Source organism: Cupriavidus sp. 05N38 (assembly GCF_056397345.1).
The window spans coordinates 57,389-73,436 of record NZ_JBFTNF010000035.1 but is presented as its reverse complement, the minus strand read 5'-3'; the positions used below and the strand labels follow the sequence as shown (position 1 = coordinate 73,436).

The following is a 16,048-nucleotide window of genomic DNA, read 5'->3' as shown; positions in this document are numbered from 1 at the left end:
CCCCACCACGAAACCTCCAGCCTCAGTAACACTGTTCGGCTCTGCCCCTGCCGGCCAGGCAGTCCGCTTTCTTTGCCTACTTTCTTTTCGGAAAAAAGAAAGTAGGTCGCTCCGGGGGAGCGAAAGCCTTTGACTTTGACTTTGAAGCTGACGTTGACGTTAAGACCTTGACTTTGATGTCAAAACCTATCGACCTCAAAACACCACCCCCCGCCAAAACCATAAAAAATCAAATAACACAAACTCAACGCGCCTCAACAAACCCCAATACAGTCTCCAACATCACCCGCAACGCGGGCTGGATCCGCGTAGCCAGCGCCTCCTCATAAGCAAACGGATAAACCTCACTCATATACGCCGACTGCGTCAGCTCCAGCTGCACGGCATGCACGCCTTGCGCGGGCGCGCCGTACTGGCGGGTGATATAGCCGCCCTTGTAGCGCCCGTTCAGCACCGCGGTGTGGCCCGGCACGGCGCTGGCGATGTCCAGCAACTGGCTGGCGAGCTCCAGGTCGCAGCTCGCGCCGTCGGCGGTGCCGAGATTGAAGTCCGGCAGCTTGCCCTCGAAGAAACGCGGCAGCACCGAGCGGATCGAATGCGCGTCCCACAGCGCGATGGTGCCGTGCTCGGCCTGCAGGCGGGCGAGTTCCGCGCGAATGGCGGCGTGGTACGGTTGCCAGACAGCTTCGCGGCGCGCGGCGATCTCGTCGTCGGTGGGCAGGCTGCCGTCGGCGTAGACCGGGGTCTTGTCGAAGGTATCGACCGGGCACAGGCCGGTGGTGTCCTGGCCGGGATAGAGGTTGGCGTTGTCGGGCGGGCGGTTCAGGTCCACCACGTAGCGCGAGTGCGTGGCCACCAGGATGGAGGCGCCGAGTTCGCGCGCGAAATCGTAGAGACGCTCGAGGTGCCAGTCGGTATCGGGCACGGTGCGCGCCTCGGCCGTGAGGCGGCCGGACACGGAGGCAGGCAGATGGGTGCCGACATGCGGCATCGACACCAGCAGCGGGCGGGTGCCGCGATGGAGCATGAAGGCGGGGGTATCGGTCGAGAAGGACATATCGTATTGTTTGCTGCTTGATGTTGCCGTTGGGTCCGATCCTGTGCCGCCCGCTTGCGCGCCAGAAGCTTGTAGCGTCAAGCATCGGCACGCGAGGCGGCGCCGGGATTCAGTCGGTCAGCAGGCTGGCACGGGCAGCGGCGAAACGCTCGCCTGACTGCGCCTGCAGGGGGTGAGCGCCATGCTGCACCCGGATGCGGCCGGCGGTGCGGACTTCCGCTAGTGTCTCATGCCCGTGGCTGGCGAACACATGGACCGCCAGCGCCTGGCTGCCGGCGAGGCCGGCCAGGGCCGGATGCGCGCCGTCGAGCACGGCGAAGTCCGCCTGCTGCCCGACCGCCAGCGCGCCGATGGCACGGCCAGAAGCGCGCGCGCCGCCGGCCGCGGCGTCGAGGTAGAGACGGTCCGCCACCTGGCGGTGCGTCTCGGATGCCAGCACATTGCGGCGCTGCAGGCCGAGGCGCTGGCCGTACTCGAACAGCCGCAGTTCTTCCGCCACGCTGACGCTGGCGTGGCTGTCCGAGCCGATGCCCCACACGCCGCCCTGCGCCAGGTAGGGCGCGGCCTCGAACACGCCGTCGCCGAGATTGGCCTCGGTGGTGGGGCAGATGCCGGCCACCGCGCCGCTGTGCGCCAGGCGCCGCCGTTCGTCCCAGTCCATGTGGGTGGCGTGCACCAGGCACCAGCGCGCGTCGACCTCGGCATGGTCGAGCAGCCAGGCCACCGGGCGCGTGCCGGTGAGCGTGATGCATTCGTCCACCTCGCGCTGCTGCTCGGCGATATGGATATGCACCGGGGCGTGCGCGTCCATCGCGTGCAGGCCGGCCACGGCTTCGGCCAGGCTTTGCGGCGGCACCGCGCGCAGCGAGTGCGGGGCCAGCCCCAGGCGCGCCTGTCCGTGGCAATGCGGAGCCAGCCGTGCAAGCAGGTCGAGCATGGCGCCGGTCTCGTGCAGGAAGCGGCGCTGTTCGGCCAGCGCGGGCTTGCCGCCGAAGCCGGCGCTCTGGTACAGCACCGGCAGCAGCGTGATGCCGATGCCGGCATTGTGTGCCGCGCGCAGCAGGCGCAGCGACATCTCGGCGGGATCGGCGTAGGGCTTGCCGTCCTCGGCGTGATGCACGTAGTGGAACTCGCACACGCTGGTGTAGCCGGCGCGCAGCATCTCGATATAGAGCTGCGTGGCGATGGCTTCCAGCGTGTCGGGCGAGAGCCGCAGCGCGAACTGGTACATCAGCCTGCGCCAGCTCCAGAAGGAGTCGCTCTCGCCGCTGTCGCCGGCCGCATCGCTGCGGTACTCGGTCAGGCCGGCGAAGCCGCGCTGGAAGGCGTGCGAATGCAGGTTGGGCATCCCGGGCAGCACCGGGCCGGCGGCGCGCGGCACGCCCGCCGCGGCAACGGCACCGGCCTGCACGGTGGTGAGGCGGCCGCTGTCATCCCATTGCAGCAGCACGTCGCGCGCCCAGCCCTGGGGCAGCAGCGCCTCGGCGGCAAACAACTGGCTGGCGCTCATGCCTGGGCTCCCTTGGCCGGATAGACGCGGCCTTGCCGCACCACCGCCGCGGCCGGATTGCGGCCGAACCAGTAAGCCAGCTCGGCGGGAGAGTCGACCTGCCACAGCACGAAATCGGCGGCGCGCCCGGCCGCCAGCAAGCCATGCCGGTCGGCCGCGCCCAGTGCGCGCGCGGCATGCCGCGTGACGCCCGCCAGCACTTCCGGCACGGTCATCCTGAACAGGGTGCACGCCATATTCATCATCAGCAGCAGCGAAGTGACCGGCGAGGTACCGGGATTGTGGTCGGTGGAGATCGCCATCGGCACGCCGTACTGGCGCAGCAGCGCAAGCGGCGGCAGCTTGGTGTCACGCAGGAAATAATAGGCGCCGGGCAGCAGGACCGCCACCGTGCCGGACTCGGCCATGGCGGCCACGCCCGCTTCGTCCAGATGTTCCAGATGATCGGCGGAAAGTGCCTGGTGGCGCGCGGCCAGCGCGCTGCCGCCGAGGTTGCTCAGTTGCTCGGCATGGAGCTTGACGCGCAGGCCGTGGCGCGCCGCGGCCTCGAACACGCGCCCGGTCTGCGCCAGGCTGAAGCCGACCGATTCGCAGAAGGCGTCCACGGCATCGACCAGCCCTTCCCCGGCCAGCGCCGGCATCATGGTGTCGCACACCAGCGCGATGTAGTCGTCGGCGCGGCCGGCGTATTCCGGCGGCAGCGCGTGTGCGCCGAGGAAGGTGGTGTGCACCGTGACGCCGAAGGCTTCGCCCAGGCGGCGCGCCACGCGCAGTTGCTTGCGCTCGGTGGCGAGGTCCAGGCCGTAGCCGGACTTGATCTCGAGCGCGGTCACGCCCTCGGCCAGCAGCGGCGCCAGGCGCCCGGCGGCGAGCGCGAACAGCGTGTCTTCGTCGGCGGCGCGGGTGGCGCGCACGGTGGAGACGATGCCGCCGCCGGCGCGCGCGATTTCTTCATAGCCGGCACCGGCCAGGCGCATGGCGAATTCGTCGGCGCGCTGCCCGCCGTAGACCAGGTGGGTATGGCAATCGACCAGGCCCGGCGTGATCCAGGCATTGCCGGCGTCGTGGCGCGGCAGGCTGGCGTAGTCTGCCGGCAGTTCGGCGAGTGGTCCCAGCCAGGCGATGAGGCCTTGCCGCACGACCAGCGCCGCGTCGCGGATGGCGTTGGCGGGATCGGCATCGGGCAGCAGGTGGCAGCGGTGCCAGACGCCGTCGGCCGAAGTGGCCTGCGCCGGATTCTGATTCATTGGGCTTTCTCCATTGCGAGGGTGACGCACAGGCAGCGCGCGGGGCCTTCCATGGCACGCAATTGCTGCGCGGCGGCCGCGCCGGTGGCAAACAGCAGGCCATCGCCGCAGGCGAGTTCCGCATCGCCAAGGCGCCATGTGCCCGCGATGACGAACAGCAGCACCGCATCCGTGCCGGGCGCGACGGTGAAATCGCCATGCTGCGCAACCACGCCGGCGCGGCACTGGCCGCGGCGCGTCATGACATTGAAATCGCGCGTGGCACCATCGATCAGCGTGGCCTGCACGCCGCGCTCGCCGGCGAAGGCGAACGGCACGCCGACCGCATCGAGGCGATGGTCGAAGCTGCCGTCATCGGCCAGCAGGCGCACGCCCGCGCCATCGAGCAGCACGATCTGGCGGTCGATGCCCGGGAAGGCCGAGAACGGGYCGTCGGCGGCGATGTCCGCCACGCTCACGCGCCACAGGAACGTATCCATGCCGGCGCCGGGCGGGAAGGCCGCGATCTCGCGCGTGACGCCGCCGCCGTTCTTCCACGGCCGCGGCGCCAGCGCGGCGAGCGAGAAGCGTTGCGCGCCGTTCATGCGCCCTTGGCCTTCGGCAGCATCGGCAGATCGAGGCCCTTCTCGTGCGCGCATTCGATGGCGCTTTCGTAGCCCGCATCCGCATGTCGCATCACGCCGGTGGCGGGATCGTTCCAGAGCACGCGCTCGATGCGTTTGGCAGCGGCATCGGTGCCGTCGCACACGATCACCACGCCCGCATGTTGCGAGAAACCCATGCCGACGCCGCCGCCGTGATGCAGGCTGACCCAGGTGGCGCCGCCCGCGGTGTTGAGCAACGCATTGAGCAGCGGCCAGTCGGAAACCGCGTCGGAGCCGTCGCGCATGGCTTCGGTCTCGCGGTTGGGGCTGGCGACCGAGCCGGTATCCAGGTGGTCGCGGCCGATCACGATGGGCGCCTTCAGCTCGCCGTTCCTGACCATCTCGTTGAAGGCCAGGCCGGCGCGGTGGCGCTCGTCCAGCCCCACCCAGCAGATGCGCGCAGGCAGGCCCTGGAAGGCGATGCGGTCGCGCGCCATGTCGAGCCAGCGGTGCAGGGACTTGTCCTCGGGGAACAGCTCCTTCATCTTGGCGTCGGTCTTGTAGATGTCCTCGGGGTCGCCGGACAGCGCCACCCAGCGGAACGGACCCTTGCCGCGGCAGAACAGCGGGCGGATATAGGCCGGCACGAAACCGGGGAAGTCGAAGGCGTTCTGCACGCCTTCATCGAATGCCACCTGGCGGATATTGTTGCCGTAGTCCAGCGTGGGCACGCCCATCTGCTGGAATGCCAGCATGGCGTTCACGTGCTTGACGATGGAGGCCCTGGCGGCGGCCTCGACGGATTTCGGCTCGGCCGTGCGCGCGGCTTCCCATTGCGGCACGCTCCAGCCTTCGGGCAGGTAGCCGTTGACGAGGTCGTGCGCGGAGGTCTGGTCGGTGACGATGTCGGGGCGCATGCCGCCGGCCTGCGCGCGCCGGACCAGTTCCGGCAGGATCTCGGCGGCGTTGCCGAGCAGGCCGACCGAGATGGCCTCCTTGTTGCGCGTGGCTTCACCGATCATGGCCAGCGCTTCGTCGATGCTGGTGGCTTTCTTGTCCACGTAGCGCGTGCGCAGGCGGAAGTCGATGCGCGACTCCTGGCATTCGATGGCCAGCACGCAGGCACCGGCCAGCACGCCGGCCAGCGTCTGTGCGCCGCCCATGCCGCCGAGGCCCGCGGTCAGGATCCACTTGCCGGCGAGGTCGCCGCCGTAGTGCTGGCGGCCGGCCTCGACGAAGGTTTCATAGGTGCCTTGCACGATGCCCTGCGTGCCGATGTAGATCCACGAGCCGGCGGTCATCTGGCCGTACATCATCAGGCCGGCGCGGTCGAGCTCGTTGAACTTGTCCCAGGTGGCCCAGTGCGGCACCAGGTTGGAGTTGGCGATCAGCACGCGCGGCGCGTCGGCATGGGTGCGGAACACGCCGACCGGCTTGCCGGACTGCACCAGCAGCGACTCGTCCTCGCCCAGGCGGCGCAGGCTGTCGAGGATGGCGTCGAAGCATTCCCAGTTGCGTGCTGCCTTGCCGATGCCGCCATACACCACCAGGTCCTGCGGGCGCTCGGCCACGTCCGGGTCCAGGTTGTTCTGGACCATGCGGTAGGCGGCTTCGATCAGCCAGTTCTTGCAATGCAGCTGGGTGCCGTGCGGCGCGCGGATCTCGCGCGGGCCGCGCTGGGCCGCGGCCTGGGTGAATTGGTGTTCGTTGGCATTCATGTGAGGTCTCTCCTGCGTGTCTGGTTTCACCTGCGTGGTCCGGCCTCAGGCCGTGGCATACGACGGCAGCACGGCCCGCACCGCCGCCGGCCAGCCCGCGCCAGCGTCGCCCTGCCTGACCCACTGCTTCATCGCCTCGATGTCCGGCGCCAGGTAGCGGTCGCCTTCGACGAAGGCTACGCGCGCGCGGATGCGTGCCAGCTCGCTTTCGATCAGCGGCGAGGACTGCAGCGGGCGGTGGAATTCGATGCCCTGCGCGGCGGCCATGGCTTCGATGCCGACCACCACGGCGGTGTTCTCCGCCATCTCGCCCAGGCGGCGCGCGCCGTAGGTGGCCATCGACACATGGTCCTCCTGGTTGGCCGAGGTGGGCAAGCTGTCCACGCTGGACGGATGCGCCAGCGCCTTGTTCTCGGAGGCCAGCGCGGCGGCCGTGACCTGCGCGATCATGAAGCCGGAGTTGAGGCCGCCGTCGCGCACCAGGAACGGCGGCAGGCCGGACAGGCCGGTGTCCAGCAGCAACGCCAGGCGGCGCTCGGAGATGGCGCCGATCTCCGCGATCGCCAGCGCGATGATGTCGGCGGCGAAGGCCACCGGCTCGGCGTGGAAGTTGCCGCCGGAGATCACGTCGCCCTGTTCGGGGAACACCAGCGGGTTGTCCGAGGCAGCGTTGGCCTCGATGCCGAGCACGCGCGCGGCGTGCTGCAGGTTGTCCAGGCAGGCGCCCATCACCTGCGGCTGGCAGCGGATCGAGTACGGGTCCTGCACGCGGCCGCAGGTCTGGTGCGAATCGACGATCTTGCTGCCGTCGAGCAGCGCGCGCACCGCGCCGGCCACGGCGATCTGGCCAGGCTGGCCGCGCGCGGCGTGGATGCGCGCGTCGAACGGCTTGACCGAACCCTTGATGGCTTCGAGCGACAGCGCGCCCGCCACCAGCCCGGCGGCCAGCAGGTCCTCGGCGGCGAACAGGCCGGCCAGCGCCAGCGCGGTGGAAACCTGGGTGCCGTTGAGCAGCGCCAGCCCTTCCTTGGGGCCCAGCGTGAACGGCGCCAGCCCGGCGTGGGCCAGCCCTTCTGCGGCGGGGCGGCGCTGGCCATCGATCATCACCTCGCCCACGCCGATCAGCGTGCACGACATATGCGCCAGCGGCGCCAGGTCGCCCGAGGCGCCGACCGAGCCCTTGGCGGGGATGCACGGCGTGACGCCGTGGTTGGCCAGCGCCAGCAGCGCTTCGATGATCTCGGGGCGGATGCCCGAATGGCCGCGCGCCAGGCTCACGGCCTTGGTCGCCAGCACCAGGCGCACGGTGTCGGGCGCGAGATCAGCGCCGGTGCCCACGCTGTGCGACAGCACCAGGTTGCGCTGCAGCTCGGCCAGCTTGTCGTGCGGGATGCGCGTCTGCGCCAGCTTGCCGAAGCCGGTGTTGATGCCATAGACCACGGCGTCGGCATCGATGATGTCCTGCACGGTGGCCTGCGACGCGCGCACGCCGGCCCAGGCGGCATCGTCCATGGCCAGGCGCACTTCGCCGCGATGGATGCGGCGCAGGTCTGCCAGCGTGACGGTGCCGGGCTGCAGAGTGAGCAGCGGGCGGGAGGATTGTTGCTTGGGGCTAGTGCTGGTGTCTGTCATTTGTATATCCCTGTCTATACAGCCGGGTTCGGAATTGGGTTGTCCGGGTGGCTTTGCGAAAAAATTCGGCGCTCGGCGGGTTAGCCGAAGGCCGGGTTGCCATCGGCGCGGAAGCGGCTGCCGAGGCGGTATCGGCTGCCTGGATGCAGGCAGCGCACAAAGGTGACGGGGGTGCCGCCGGTCCAGGTGCGGCGGGTCAGCAGCAGGCACGGCTGGTTGCCGGGCATTTCCAGCTGCGCGGCCTGCTCGGGCGTGGCGGCGATGGCGTCCACCACATGTTCGATCTGGTCGTAGGGCACGTGGCGCAGCAGGTATTCGCCGGGCTTCATGGCGCTGGCCGCGGCGAAATCCTGGTTGATGAAGTCCGGCGCCACGCGCGGATTCACATAGCGGTCTTCGAGCTGGATCGGCACGCCGTCCTCGCGGTGCACGCACACCGAGTGGAACACCGATTCGCCGGTGCGCAGGTCGAGCGCCGCGGCCACCTCGATGGATGCGGCAACACGCTCCACCACCATGACGTCGCAGGCGTAGTCATGGCCGCGCATGCGGATCTCGTCCTGCAGGTTGACCACGCTGAGCAGCGTGGACTGCGGCTTGTGCTCGGCCACGAACGTGCCCACGCCGGCCACGCGCACCACCCTGCCCTGCTCGGCCAGTTCGCGCAGCGCGCGGTTGACCGTCATGCGCGACACGCCGAAGCGGGTGACAAGCTCCTGCTCGGACGGCACGCGGTCGCCCGGCTGCCACGCGCGGCTCTGGATCTGGCGCGCGATGTACTCCTTGACCTGCTGGTACAGGGCAGCGGGAGCGGCGTCGGGGACGCCCCGGCGGGCGGCGGTGGCGGGTTTCATGGATTCAGTGCTCGGCCGCGGCCATGGCTTCGGCGCGGATTTCCTCGGTCAGCAGCGCCTTGAGTTCGGAGAACGCCGGCGAGGTCTTGATGGTGTAGTGGCGCGGGTGCGGGAAATCCACATCGATGGTGCGCTTGATGCGGCCTGGCCGCGCCGAGAACACCGCCACGCGGTTGGCCATGAAGATGGCCTCGTCGATATCGTGGGTGACGAACAGCACGGTCTTGCGCGACGCCTCCCAGATGCCCAGCAGCAGTTCCTGCATCAGCACGCGGGTCTGGTTGTCGAGCGCGCCGAACGGCTCGTCGAGCAGCAGGATCTTGGGGTCGTTGGCCAGCGCCCGCGCGATCGCCGTGCGCTGCTGCATGCCGCCCGAGAGCTGCTTGGGGAAATGGTGCTCGAAGCCGCGCAGGCCCACGCGCTGGATGAAGAAGTCGCTGCGCTCGCGCTGCTCGGCCTCGCTCATGCCGCGCTCGCGCAGGCCGAAGCGCACGTTCTGTTCGATGGTCAGCCACGGGAACAGCGTGTACGACTGGAACACCATGCCGCGCTCCGCGCCGGGGCCGGTGACCGGCTGGCCGTCGAGCAGCACGCGCCCGGTGGTAGGCACGTCGAGCCCGGCCACGATGCGCAGCAGCGTGGACTTGCCGCAGCCCGAGGGGCCGAGGATGGTGACGAAGTCGTTGTCCGCCACCTCGAAGTCGGTGGGCTGCAGCGCCACGGTCTGGCCGCCGCGCGGATTGACGAAGGTACGCGAGACCTGCTGGATCGACAGCGCGCTCATTTGATCGAACTCCACGGGAACAGGCGCTGGTTGGCCAGCTTGAATGCCAGGTCGGAGACCAGGCCGATGCAGCCGATCACGATGATGCCGAAGATGATCTGCCCGGTGTTGAGCAGCGCCTGGCTGTCGGTGATCATGTGGCCGATGCCGGAGGACGAGCCGATCAGCTCGGCCACGATCACGTAGGTCCAGGCCCAGCCCAGCACCAGGCGCAGGATCTCGGCGATCTCCGGCGCGGCGCCCGGAATCAGCACGCGCCGCACGATGCCGCGGCTGGTGGCGCCCAGCGTGTAGGCCGCCTCCACCAGGTCGCGGCGCGCGCCGCCCACGGTCACCGCCACCATCAGCACGATCTGGAAGAACGAACCAATGAAGATCACCAGCACCTTCTGCGCCTCGCCGATGCCGGCCCACAGGATCAGCAGCGGGATGAASGCCGAGGCTGGCAGGTAGCGGCAGAACGAGACGAAGGGCTCGAAGAACGCTTCCGCCGCCTTGTACGCGCCCATGAAGATGCCCAGCGGCACGGCCAGCGCGGCGGCCAGCACGAAGCCGCCCAGCACGCGCCACACGGTCATGCCGATGTCGCCGATGAAGTTGTACTCGGCGAACAGCAGCACGCCTTCGCGCGCCATGGTCATGGGATCGGCCAGGAAGGTGCGCGGCACCATGCCGCCCAGGGTCACCGCCGCCCACACGCCGAAGAACAGCACGAAGAACAGCAGCCCCAGCGTCCAGCGCGCGCGCTGGGAGACCGGCGCCAGCGGCGCCAGCCAGGGGTGGCGGCGCGCCGGCGCGGCCGGCGGCGCCGTCATGGACGGCTTGGCCGCCGGGGAGCCGGCGGGAGCGGGGGAAGAACCGAGATGAGCCTGCGACATGGCACCGCCTTCCTTACTTGATGAAGCGCGCGTCGTACAGCGCCGTGACGTCGGGCACCTGGCGGATCACGCCGATGTCCAGCAGCACCTGCGCGGCTTCCTTGCTGAAGCTGGCCAGCTCGCCGCCGAAGAACTTGCGGTTGGCGTCGCGGTCCTGCCAGCGCAGGTAGGCCGACGACTTGGCGAACTGCTCGCCGCTTTGCTTGACGGCCGCGCCCATGATGTCGTTGGCCTTGGCCGGCTCGGTCTTGATCATGTCGAGCGCCTCGAAGTAGCTGTCGACCAGCGCCTGCGCGGCGCGGGGATTGTCCTTGAGCCACTTGGGCGCGCAGCCCAGGGTGTCCATCACCATCGGGTAGTCGAGCGTGGTGGCGAGGATCTTGCCCTTGTCCGGGTTCTGGCGGACGCTGGAGAGATATGGCTCATAGGTCATGGCCGCATCGTTCTGGCCGGAAACGAAGGCCTGCGCGGCCGCCTGCGGCGACAGCGTGGTGGTCTTGACGTCCTTCAGGCTCATGCCGTTCTTCTTGAGCATCCAGGCCAGGCCGAAGTACGGGGCGGTACCCGGCGCATCGACGCCCACGGTCTTGCCCTTGAGATCGGCGAAGCCCTTGACGTCGGCGCGCACGGCAAGGCCGTCGGCGCCGTAGGACTTGTCGAGCTGGACGATCTGGGTGATGGGCACGCCGTTGGCGTTCCAGGCCACGTGGGTTTCCACCGTGGTGGCCGCGCACTGGATGGCGCCGGAGGCCAGCGCGAGGTGGCGGTCCTTCTGCGGGATCATCTTGATGTCGACGTCCACGCCGTGCTTCTTGAAGATGCCGGCCTTGTCGGCCAGCGTCAGCGGCGCGAAGCCGGTCCAGCCACTCATGCCCAGCGTGACTTGCGTGGCTTGCGCCTGCGCGGTGCCGGCGGCACCCAGCATGGCAACGGCGGCGAACGCGGCTAGCGAGAAACCGCTACGGATACGAAATCCCATCTTCCTGGCTCCTTTGGTGTGATGCGAACGAGGGCCGCGCCAGCCTTGGCAGCAGCCGCATCGCCCGGCTCGGGGCGGCGCCGTACCTGCGGCGCCGGTCATTTGCCAGGCAATTTAGCAACCCTGTATATACAAGTCAATGCAGTAGTTAACCCGAGGGCGGGCACCGCACTGGCTTAACCGGCACTTGGCTGCCAGGGCGCGCCGGCCATGCCATCGTGCCGCACCGGCCGCTCCCCGCCATGCGTCAACGCAGGGCGGCTTCCAGCGCGGGAAACGCCGCGCGCACCACGCCGGTGCCCCGCATCACGCATTTGCCGCGTACTGTCTATACAGGATCGAATGGGGCGTGCTGAACGCAAATGCCGTGCCACCGCGGGCGAACGCGGCGGGCAGCAGGCATCACAGGAAAGTGGCCGGGGGGAGCCTCGGGGGGCGTCAGGCGTCGAAGAAGGACGCCACCGTGGGATAGCGCAGGCGCAGGCGCAGTTCGCGCTTGAGGCGAAGGTTGTCGAGCCGGCGCGACTCGCTCATGAAGCTGAGCAAGGCGGGCTCCACCACGTCGCGCAGTTGCGCGCGATTCAGCCGCGGGGGACGCGGCAGGCCACGGCGGTCCGCGACCAGGTCGAAGTAGTCTGCCATGCGCATCTCGGAGTCGTCGCTGGCGTGCACCACGCGCTGGGCGCGGCCCCGAAACAGCGCGGCCACCATGGTGCGGGCCAGGTCCAGTGCGTGGATGTGGTTGGTATAGACGTCGTCCTGCGGCGCCAGCGCCGGCGTGCCCTTGGCCAGCCGGGCCAGCGGCAGGCGGTTTTCGGCATAGATGCCGGGAATGCGCACGATCGACGCGCGCCAGCCGGCGTCGCGGCCGAATTCGCGCACGATACGCTCGGCCGCCACGCGGCGCCGCGCGCGCGCCGTCTGCGGGCGCACCGGGTGGGATTCCTTGAGCCGCGCGCCGGCGCGGTCGCCGTACACGCCGGAGGTGCTCGCATAGACGAAGGCAGGACGCGCAGCCCGTTTACCGCGGCCGCCGCCGGCCCCCCTGCCGCCCCGCTCGGGTAGAATGGCGGGCTTGGCAGACCAGCCGCCGGCACGCGCCGGCGAGCGCCGCCAGGCGCCCCGCCGCAATACGCGCAACAGCGCCGCGGTGCGGGGGTCGCCCTCGCCGCTGGCCGGCGGCGGCGCCAGGTGCAGTACGCGACCGGCCAGCCCGGCAAGGCGCGCCAGCGTGGCGGGCCGGTCCAGGTCGGCCAGCAGCGGCACGGCGCCGTTGTCGCGCAGCTCACGGCTGCGCGATGGCTGCGAAGTGGTGGCAAAGACGCGCCAGCGCGTCGAAAGAATACGAAGGCAGCGCGTGCCCACGTCCCCGCAGCCTACGATCAGCAGGCGCGGCCGGCCCAGGCGGCGTCGCGACAGATTTTTGCTCATACAGTGATTATGGCTTACCAAGTTACCGTCATGCCCAGCGGGCGCCAGTTCGAAGCAGCCGCTGATGAAACCATCCTCGCGGCGGCCCTGCGCCACAGCATCGGCCTGCCCTACGGCTGCAAGAACGGCGCATGCGGCTCCTGCAAGGGCCGCGTCACCGCCGGCAGCGTTGTCCAGGGCGATCATGCCGCTTCCGCGCTGTCGGCGCAGGAAGAGACGGAGGGCCGTGCGCTGTTCTGCTGCGCCACGGCCAGCTCGGACATCACCATCGAATGCCGCGAGGTGCAGGGCGCGGGCGACATCCCCATCAAGAAGGTGCCGTGCCGCGTGGCGAGCCTGGAGCGCGTGGCCGACGACGTCATTATCGCCCGCCTGCAGCTGCCCGCCACCGAGCGCATGCAGTACCTGGCCGGCCAGTACGTGGAGTTCCTGCTGCGCGACGGCAAGCGCCGCAGCTATTCGATCGCCACGCCGCCGCACCAGGAGGGTCCGATCGAGCTGCACTTCCGCCATATGCCCGGCGGCACGTTCACCGACTACGTGTTCGGCGCCAGGGAAGGCCAGCCGGTCATGAAGGAGCGCGACATCCTGCGCTTCGAAGGCCCGCTCGGCAGCTTCTTCCTGCGCGAAGACTCCGAAAAGCCCATCATCCTGCTGGCTTCGGGCACGGGCTTCGCGCCGATCAAGGCGATCGTCGAGCACGTCGCCTACACCGGCATCACGCGGCCGATGACGCTGTACTGGGGCGGCCGCCGCCCGGCCGACCTGTACATGAACGCGCTGTGCGAACAGTGGGCGCGCGATCTGCCCAACTTCCGCTACGTGCCCGTGATCTCGAACGCGCAGCCCGCCGACGACTGGGACGGCCGCACCGGTTTTGTCCACGAGGCGGTGATGGAAGACCACCCCGACATGGCAGGCTTCGAGGTCTACGCCTGCGGCGCGCCGGTGATGGTCAATGCAGCGCGCAAGGACTTCTCCCTGCGCTGCGACCTGCACGAGGACGCCTTCTTCGCCGACTCGTTCACCTCGGAGGCCGACATGCACCCGGCCCCGGCGGCCTGAGCGCCACCGGACGCAGTCCCAGCGCGACAACAATGCCCGGCCCGTTGAAAATTCGTTTTGACAGCCGGGCGCATGCGCCTTATATTTGCCGCCATGAACTACGCTATGGTCCGACGCAGCTTCCGTACGATGCTCCCCACCGGGGTGCCGCGCGGCTGACCGTCCATCGCTTTTGTTCAGATCGACAAGCCACGGGCAACCCCCGTGGCTTTTTGTTTTTGCGCGCGTTCTTGCGCGTGCCGGTTCCCTCTCCTCTCCCCTGTTTCACGCCGACCCTTGGAGTCCGCCATGGCATTTGCTGAGTATCCCGTCCAATCCCTGATGTACATCACCAACCGGCCCGAACTGGTCTTCACCGAAGGCAAGGGCTCGTGGCTCACGGACCATAACGGCAAGCGATACCTGGACTTCGTGCAAGGCTGGGCGGTCAATTGCCTGGGACACTCAAACCAGGGCATGATCGATGCGCTGGTGGCGCAATCGCAAAAGCTGTTCAACCCGAGCCCGGCGTTCTACAACGAGCCCATGCTCAGGCTGGCCAGGCAGCTCACCGACAGCAGCTGCTTCGACAAGGTCTTCTTCACCAACAGCGGCGCCGAGGCCAACGAAGGCGCGATCAAGCTGGCACGCAAATGGGGCCGCAAGCACAAGGACGGCGCGTACGAGATCATCACCATGGACCACAGCTTCCATGGCCGCACGCTCGCCACCATGAGCGCGTCGGGCAAGGCCGGCTGGGACACCATCTTCGCCCCGCAGGTGCCGGGCTTCCCCAAGGCGGACCTCAACGACCTGGCCTCGGTGGAGAAGCTGATCACCGACAAGACCGTGGGCATCATGCTCGAACCGGTGCAGGGCGAWGGCGGCGTGATCCCCGCCTCGCGCGAATTCATGCAGGGCCTGCGCAAGCTGGCCGACAAGCACAAGCTGCTGTTCATCGTCGATGAAGTGCAGACCGGCTGCGGGCGCTGCGGCCCGATGTTCGCGTACGTGCTGTCGGGCGTGGAGCCGGACATCATGACGCTGGGCAAGGGCATCGGCGGCGGCGTGCCGCTGGCGGCCCTGCTGTGCAAGGCCGAAGTGGCCAGCTTCGAGGCCGGCGACCAGGGCGGCACCTACAATGGCAACCCGGTGATGACCGCGGTCGGCAGCGCCGTGATGGCGCAGTTGAGCGCGCCCGGCTTCCTGCAGAGCGTGCAGGAGAAAGGCGCCTACTTGCGCGAGCAGTTGCTGGCGCTGTCGTCCGAGTTCGGCCTGGGCGGCGAACGCGGCGAAGGCCTGCTGCGCGCGCTGGTGCTGGACAAGGACATCGGCCCGCAGATCGTGGAAGAAGCGCGCGACATGCAGCCGCAAGGCCTGCTGCTGAATTCGCCGCGCCCCAACCTGCTGCGCTTCATGCCCGCGCTGAACGTCACCACCGAAGAGATCGACCAGATGATCGGCATGCTGCGCACGCTGCTCAAGAAGCTGGCCTGAGCCGCGGCTGCGTCGCCGCGCCGGCCGCGGCCGGCGCAGGCCGGCACAGAAAGAAAAAGCCCCGCAGTTCATCGCTGCGGGGCTTTTTCATGGCGCGGCGCGGACGATCACTCGCCCAGGTAAGCCGCCCTCACCTTCGGATCGTCCAGCATCTGCTTGGCGTCGCCGCTCATGGTGACCAGGCCGGACTCCATCACGTAGCCGCGATGCGCGGCCTGCAGCGCCAGGCGCGCGTTCTGCTCGACGAGCAGCACGGTCACGCCCTGCGCCGACACCGCGCGCACGACCTCGAAGATCTTCTCGACCATGATCGGCGAGAGGCCCATCGACGGCTCGTCCAGCAGCAGCAGCTTGGGCTGGCTCATCAGCGCGCGCGCCATCGCCAGCATCTGCTGCTCGCCGCCGGACATGGTGCCGGCGAGCTGGTTGGCGCGCTCCTTCAGGCGCGGGAAGATGCCGAACATGCGGTCGATGTCGGACTTGATGCCGCCCTCGTCGTCACGCGTGTACGCGCCCATCTGCAGGTTCTCGGTGATGGTCATGCGCGCGAACACGCCGCGGCCTTCCGGCACCATCGCCAGCCCCTGCTTGAGCAGCTTGTAGCTGGGCACGCCCTTGATGGACTTGCCCATGTACTCGACATCGCCGCCGGCCCAGCCCTGCAGGCCGGTGATGGCCTTCATGGTGGTGGTCTTGCCGGCGCCGTTGGCGCCGATCAGCGTGACGAGCTCGCCTTCGCGGATCTCGAGGTCGATGCCCTTGACGGCCTGGATGCCGCCGTAGGCCACCTTGAGGCCGGAAATCTTCAGTAGTGTGTCTTTCATCGTCTCGCC

14 protein-coding genes are annotated in these 16,048 nt (G+C 68.9%); 2 read left to right on the top strand and 12 right to left on the bottom strand.

Annotated features, from left to right (window positions below):
• Positions 1-244: 244 nt before the first annotated feature.
• The 11 genes from hutG to AC1DK4_RS24340 form a co-directional block, all read right to left on the bottom strand.
• A complete protein-coding gene (hutG, locus tag AC1DK4_RS24390) occupies positions 245-1,057 on the bottom strand; it encodes an N-formylglutamate deformylase (RefSeq protein ID WP_441618616.1) in 813 nt (270 codons plus the stop codon).
• 109 nt (positions 1,058-1,166) lie between these two features.
• Positions 1,167-2,567, bottom strand: a complete 1,401-nt coding sequence (locus tag AC1DK4_RS24385) for a formimidoylglutamate deiminase (protein WP_441618615.1) — start codon at positions 2,565-2,567, stop codon at positions 1,167-1,169.
• Complete coding sequence (hutI, locus tag AC1DK4_RS24380; RefSeq protein WP_441618613.1) at positions 2,564-3,814, bottom strand: imidazolonepropionase; 1,251 nt, start codon at positions 3,812-3,814, stop codon at positions 2,564-2,566. Before hutI ends, AC1DK4_RS24385 begins: the two co-directional genes overlap by 4 nt.
• On the bottom strand, positions 3,811-4,398 hold the full coding sequence (locus AC1DK4_RS24375) for a HutD/Ves family protein (protein ID WP_477131832.1): 588 nt from the start codon (positions 4,396-4,398) through the stop codon (positions 3,811-3,813). Before AC1DK4_RS24375 ends, hutI begins: the two co-directional genes overlap by 4 nt.
• Positions 4,395-6,116, bottom strand: a complete 1,722-nt coding sequence (hutU, locus tag AC1DK4_RS24370) for a urocanate hydratase (RefSeq protein WP_441643504.1) — start codon at positions 6,114-6,116, stop codon at positions 4,395-4,397. Before hutU ends, AC1DK4_RS24375 begins: the two co-directional genes overlap by 4 nt.
• Before the next feature lie 45 nt (positions 6,117-6,161).
• Complete coding sequence (gene hutH / locus AC1DK4_RS24365) at positions 6,162-7,748, bottom strand: histidine ammonia-lyase (protein ID WP_441618607.1); 1,587 nt, start codon at positions 7,746-7,748, stop codon at positions 6,162-6,164.
• An 80-nt stretch (positions 7,749-7,828) separates the two neighbouring features.
• On the bottom strand, positions 7,829-8,602 hold the full coding sequence (gene hutC, locus AC1DK4_RS24360; protein ID WP_441618605.1) for a histidine utilization repressor: 774 nt from the start codon (positions 8,600-8,602) through the stop codon (positions 7,829-7,831).
• 4 nt (positions 8,603-8,606) lie between these two features.
• The gene (locus AC1DK4_RS24355; RefSeq protein ID WP_441618603.1) at positions 8,607-9,386 is read right to left on the bottom strand and encodes an ABC transporter ATP-binding protein; all 780 of its coding nucleotides are present in this window, start codon (positions 9,384-9,386) and stop codon (positions 8,607-8,609) included.
• Positions 9,383-10,264: an ABC transporter permease gene (locus tag AC1DK4_RS24350; RefSeq protein ID WP_441618601.1), complete on the bottom strand. Its 882-nt coding sequence runs from the start codon at positions 10,262-10,264 to the stop codon at positions 9,383-9,385. The genes AC1DK4_RS24355 and AC1DK4_RS24350 overlap by 4 nt, the downstream gene beginning before the upstream one ends.
• Positions 10,265-10,277: 13 nt before the next feature.
• Entirely contained in the window at positions 10,278-11,243 is a 966-nt protein-coding gene (locus AC1DK4_RS24345; RefSeq protein WP_441618599.1) for an ABC transporter substrate-binding protein, read from the bottom strand.
• A 438-nt stretch (positions 11,244-11,681) separates the two neighbouring features.
• Positions 11,682-12,674: an NAD-dependent epimerase/dehydratase family protein gene (locus tag AC1DK4_RS24340; RefSeq protein ID WP_441618597.1), complete on the bottom strand. Its 993-nt coding sequence runs from the start codon at positions 12,672-12,674 to the stop codon at positions 11,682-11,684.
• A 9-nt stretch (positions 12,675-12,683) separates the two neighbouring features.
• Here AC1DK4_RS24340 and AC1DK4_RS24335 point away from each other — a divergent pair, with 9 nt between their 5' ends.
• Both AC1DK4_RS24335 and AC1DK4_RS24330 read left to right on the top strand, forming a co-directional pair.
• Complete coding sequence (locus AC1DK4_RS24335) at positions 12,684-13,739, top strand: CDP-6-deoxy-delta-3,4-glucoseen reductase (protein ID WP_441618596.1); 1,056 nt, start codon at positions 12,684-12,686, stop codon at positions 13,737-13,739.
• A gap of 288 nt (positions 13,740-14,027) precedes the next feature.
• The gene (locus AC1DK4_RS24330; RefSeq protein WP_477131831.1) at positions 14,028-15,215 is read left to right on the top strand and encodes an acetylornithine transaminase; all 1,188 of its coding nucleotides are present in this window, start codon (positions 14,028-14,030) and stop codon (positions 15,213-15,215) included.
• A 107-nt stretch (positions 15,216-15,322) separates the two neighbouring features.
• Here AC1DK4_RS24330 and AC1DK4_RS24325 read toward each other — a convergent pair whose 3' ends face one another.
• Positions 15,323-16,039: an ABC transporter ATP-binding protein gene (locus tag AC1DK4_RS24325; RefSeq protein ID WP_441618592.1), complete on the bottom strand. Its 717-nt coding sequence runs from the start codon at positions 16,037-16,039 to the stop codon at positions 15,323-15,325.
• Between the last annotated feature and the right edge of the window lie 9 nt (positions 16,040-16,048).

Bases quoted from the DNA above. Each gene is read 5' to 3' on its own strand.
- hutC (WP_441618605.1), bottom strand. From the start codon at position 8,602: ATGAAACCCGCCACCGCCGCCCGCCGGGGCGTCCCCGACGCCGCTCCC.
- AC1DK4_RS24355 (WP_441618603.1), bottom strand. From the start codon at position 9,386: ATGAGCGCGCTGTCGATCCAGCAGGTCTCGCGTACCTTCGTCAATCCG.
- AC1DK4_RS24345 (WP_441618599.1), bottom strand. From the start codon at position 11,243: ATGGGATTTCGTATCCGTAGCGGTTTCTCGCTAGCCGCGTTCGCCGCC.
- hutH (WP_441618607.1), bottom strand. From the start codon at position 7,748: ATGACAGACACCAGCACTAGCCCCAAGCAACAATCCTCCCGCCCGCTG.
- AC1DK4_RS24325 (WP_441618592.1), bottom strand. From the start codon at position 16,039: ATGAAAGACACACTACTGAAGATTTCCGGCCTCAAGGTGGCCTACGGC.
- AC1DK4_RS24385 (WP_441618615.1), bottom strand. From the start codon at position 2,567: ATGAGCGCCAGCCAGTTGTTTGCCGCCGAGGCGCTGCTGCCCCAGGGC.
- hutU (WP_441643504.1), bottom strand. From the start codon at position 6,116: ATGAATGCCAACGAACACCAATTCACCCAGGCCGCGGCCCAGCGCGGC.
- AC1DK4_RS24340 (WP_441618597.1), bottom strand. From the start codon at position 12,674: ATGAGCAAAAATCTGTCGCGACGCCGCCTGGGCCGGCCGCGCCTGCTG.
- hutG (WP_441618616.1), bottom strand. From the start codon at position 1,057: ATGTCCTTCTCGACCGATACCCCCGCCTTCATGCTCCATCGCGGCACC.
- AC1DK4_RS24335 (WP_441618596.1), top strand. From the start codon at position 12,684: ATGGCTTACCAAGTTACCGTCATGCCCAGCGGGCGCCAGTTCGAAGCA.
- hutI (WP_441618613.1), bottom strand. From the start codon at position 3,814: ATGAATCAGAATCCGGCGCAGGCCACTTCGGCCGACGGCGTCTGGCAC.